The 3,150-nt window shown below is 63.5% G+C and carries 6 protein-coding genes; 3 read left to right on the forward strand and 3 right to left on the reverse strand.

Going from position 1 to position 3,150, the window contains the following annotated elements; genetic code table 11:
• From NTX40_11210 to NTX40_11220, 3 genes are all read left to right on the forward strand, one after another.
• Positions 1–241: thioredoxin domain-containing protein (locus tag NTX40_11210; GenBank protein MCX5649642.1), on the forward strand; the 241-nt coding region annotated here is incomplete at its 5' end.
• 62 nt (positions 242–303) lie between these two features.
• Positions 304–618 (forward strand): nucleotidyltransferase domain-containing protein, encoded by a 315-nt coding sequence (locus tag NTX40_11215; GenBank protein ID MCX5649643.1) that lies wholly within the window; start codon positions 304–306, stop codon positions 616–618.
• A complete protein-coding gene (locus NTX40_11220) occupies positions 615–1,010 on the forward strand; it encodes a HEPN domain-containing protein (GenBank protein MCX5649644.1) in 396 nt (131 codons plus the stop codon). Before NTX40_11215 ends, NTX40_11220 begins: the two co-directional genes overlap by 4 nt.
• Before the next feature lie 75 nt (positions 1,011–1,085).
• On the opposite strand, the gene NTX40_11225 is transcribed toward NTX40_11220, so the two are convergent.
• The 3 genes from NTX40_11225 to dacB all read right to left on the reverse strand — a co-directional run.
• Positions 1,086–1,475, reverse strand: a complete 390-nt coding sequence (locus NTX40_11225; GenBank protein MCX5649645.1) for a hypothetical protein — start codon at positions 1,473–1,475, stop codon at positions 1,086–1,088.
• A gap of 315 nt (positions 1,476–1,790) precedes the next feature.
• Entirely contained in the window at positions 1,791–1,979 is a 189-nt protein-coding gene (locus tag NTX40_11230) for a DUF433 domain-containing protein (GenBank protein ID MCX5649646.1), read from the reverse strand.
• A 211-nt stretch (positions 1,980–2,190) separates the two neighbouring features.
• On the reverse strand, positions 2,191–3,150 hold a 960-nt coding region (gene dacB / locus NTX40_11235; protein ID MCX5649647.1), incomplete at its 5' end, for a D-alanyl-D-alanine carboxypeptidase/D-alanyl-D-alanine-endopeptidase.

Consider the following 3,150-nt stretch of genomic DNA (forward strand, 5'->3'; position numbering starts at 1 on the left):
CGAGTGGTGCCCTCCCTGCCGGATGGTCACGCCGATCGTGGAGGAAATCGCCGCCGACTACGCCGGCAAGGCCAAGATCTGCAAACTCGACACCGACGCGCATCGCCAGACGGCGGGCAAATTCAGCATCACCGCCATCCCGACGCTTATCGTTTTCAAGAACGGCGAGGTCGCCAAGCGATTCACGGGCGTGACGAGCAAGCAAGACCTCAAGAAATCGCTCGACGAAGCGCTCGCGTAGAGCGCCCGCGTGCAGCCGGCGCCTGCGCCTGCCCCAGCCTGCGCCTGGGAGCGGAGCCTAACATGCAGCGCGATGAATTGTTGCGGCGTGTCAAATCCGCCCTCGAAGAGGCGTTCCCCAAACGCCTGCGCGGAGTGATTCTCTATGGAAGCGAAGCCCGCGGCACGGCCGAACCCGACAGCGATATTGACCTGCTGGTGCTGCTACAGGGCCCGGTCAATTACTGGGAGGATGTCCACACGTGCATTCACGTCCTCTATCCTCTCGTCCTCGAGATCGAGCGTCCCATTGACGCGACGCCAGCCGACATTCGTGATTATGAGACCGACCGCTGGCCGTTGTATCGTGAGGTCAAGCGCGAGGGAATCCTCGCATGAACGAACTAGCCCATGGGTTCTGGGAGAAGGCCGTCGAAGCCCTGAAGGCGTCCCGGCATGATCTGCCCGTCAGTGCCGAAGCCGCGGCGTCACGGGCGTACTACGCCGCCCTCTATGCGGTCTCTGCTCTCTTCGCTGAAAGAGGCCGTATATTTAAGAAACACACGGCCATTCAGACGGCTGTGCATCGAGACCTTGTGAAGGCGGGCGAGTGGTCAGGGGAACTTGGAGAAGGCTATTCATTCCTCTTGAAACTGCGCGGGACGGGCGACTACAGCGCCTTGGTGCGTGTGACTTCCGATGAGGCCGAGAAGGCCGTCAAGATAGCCGCCGACATCCTCAAGGCCGTGGCCGAAGCCAATCCGTCGGTGTTTCGCGGCCTGTTCGAATAGCATTGACCCCCATGGCGGGGAGAGCACGGCTGCCGCGGCGACCGCGGCAAACGGCCGGTGGCTTTCACTCGTCCATCACTTGACGGTGATGGTGATTCGGTTGCTGGCGCCATCGAGAAAGCCCGAGTGTTGCCTGGTGAAGAGCAGTTGGACTTCATACCTGCCTGCCGGGAGGTCGAAGCACTTGGCCATGTCGAGGGTATAGGGTTGCAGTTCTTCCTTGGCCTTCAAGATCGTACCAAACCCGTCCACCCTGGCGTAATAGCCCTTGAACTTGATGAAGTCTCCACGCTCTGTCTGGCATATGATGAACATCCCGGAACCGATCACCGGAATCTTCGTCTCGGCGTCTTCACTGGTACCGTAAGTAATGTTGTTTGGTAGGCTAATATCGTTTGTTGTGGTGTTGGCAATCGTGAAGCGAAGCGGGATGGGCCCTCCGACCTTCTGCAGGCCTTCGGGCACGGATATCGTGAGCAGCAGGCCCCTGATCACCACACGTTGGGGATGGCGCCGACTCCTCAGCAACTGCGGCGGTCAAGACTGTGGCGATGAGCGGACAAACGGCGATCAGGCACCACTTCATGTTCTTGCTCCTTTAATTGTTCTCTATAATGTCAGAAGGAGTAGTGGCCTCCTACCTTCCAACTGTCAGCCTTGCCGGAAGGGAGTGAACAGCCTACCCCCTTAGACGTGCCGCACCGCCTCTGGATCGCAGAAAATCTACGTCGAATTTGGGACCAGACAGTCCCTGATGTGCCACTGTTCCCTGCTCGTCGCTCACGCCGGCAACGCGCGATGCTCTTCCTGATCGATGATCCGGGCAGCGAACTCCAAGGCCGCTCGCACGTCCTCCGCCGTGACGCCGTACTCCTTCTGGATCTGCTCAAAAGTCATCCCGCCGGCCAGCCCGCCGACAATCCGCGCCGCCGGGACTGAGCTATGGTGTTTTGAGCCCTTCGGGCTCAACTGCAACCTCAGGCGGCGCCGCTTTGTAGCGTTGTAGTACTAAGCGGGGTTACATAAGTTTTGCGCGGTGGTTCGCCGCGGGGCTTGCCCCGCGTCCCGGCGCGCCGGGACCAGCGCCCCGCCCCGAAGGGGTCCAACCGCTGAACAGGGACAAGCGGGGCGGCGAACCGGCCTGCCACCGCCTCAGTTACTCCGTCACTCTGTTACTCAGTCACTTGCCTGTTTCGTATTCCACCAGGCGGATGCAGACCTTGTCCTGCGCCAGGCGCGCCCGCCAGAGCCCGCCCCACGGCACATCGTTCATGAGGATGGAGAACGCGACCCATCGGCCCGAGCGCGTCCGGACGTAGCCCGAGAGGGCGCTCACGCCCGCGACGTACCCCGTCTTCCCGTACACGTTGCCCTCCGCCGCCGTGCCGCGCATCCGCGACCGCAGGCTCCCGTCCTCTCCCGCGACGGCAAGGGTCCCGATGAACGCCTCTCCGTGGCGCTCGTACATCAGCGCCAGAAGTTCCGTCACCGCGAGGGCAGTCAGGCGATTCTCTTTCGAGAGGCCGGAGCCGTCGCGGTCGGCCGGCGCCTTGGCACCGTACTCGGCCCGGGGATTCGCGGCGTAGGCGCCGAGGAGTTTCAACAGGCACTCGGCATAGAACCCCTGGCTGCGCTTGTTGGCGACGGTGACGGTCGCGCCCAAGGGCGAAGTGTGCACCAGGTCGCACACGAACGCCGGGTGCACGCCCTCCGGGCCGACGAGTGGCGCCCGCTGGACCGGCCCGGCGACGACGATGCCTTCGGCGCGCAGCGTCTCGACGAGCGCGGAGCCGAAGTAGAGAGTCGGATTGTGGACGGCGACGTTCTGGACGGCGGGCGCGGCCTCGGCCCAGTAGCCGCCCGAGGCGCGGAGGCGCAGCCCGGGAAGCCCCGCGCCGAGAACCTCGCGTGCGACGCCGTAGCGGTGGTGGTCCTTCTTGGCCACAGTCTTCATCTGGTTATCGAGGACGGCGTAGGCGGTTGGGGGGACGAGACGGACGTCGGCGAACTCGCCCGCCTTCGTGGCGGCCAGACGCACGTCGACGCAGTTGTCGTTCAGGTTCAGGGCGCCGGCGGGCGCTTCGTACCACTGGTGCCGCTGATTCGCGGGCCAGTTGGGATGGACAACCTCGGCCTCGAA

The organism is Planctomycetota bacterium, assembly GCA_026387035.1.
Lineage (GTDB): Bacteria > Planctomycetota > Phycisphaerae > FEN-1346 > FEN-1346 > JAPLMM01.

Bases quoted from the DNA above. Each gene is read 5' to 3' on its own strand.
- NTX40_11215 (MCX5649643.1), top strand. From the start codon at position 304: ATGCAGCGCGATGAATTGTTGCGGCGTGTCAAATCCGCCCTCGAAGAG.
- NTX40_11220 (MCX5649644.1), top strand. From the start codon at position 615: ATGAACGAACTAGCCCATGGGTTCTGGGAGAAGGCCGTCGAAGCCCTG.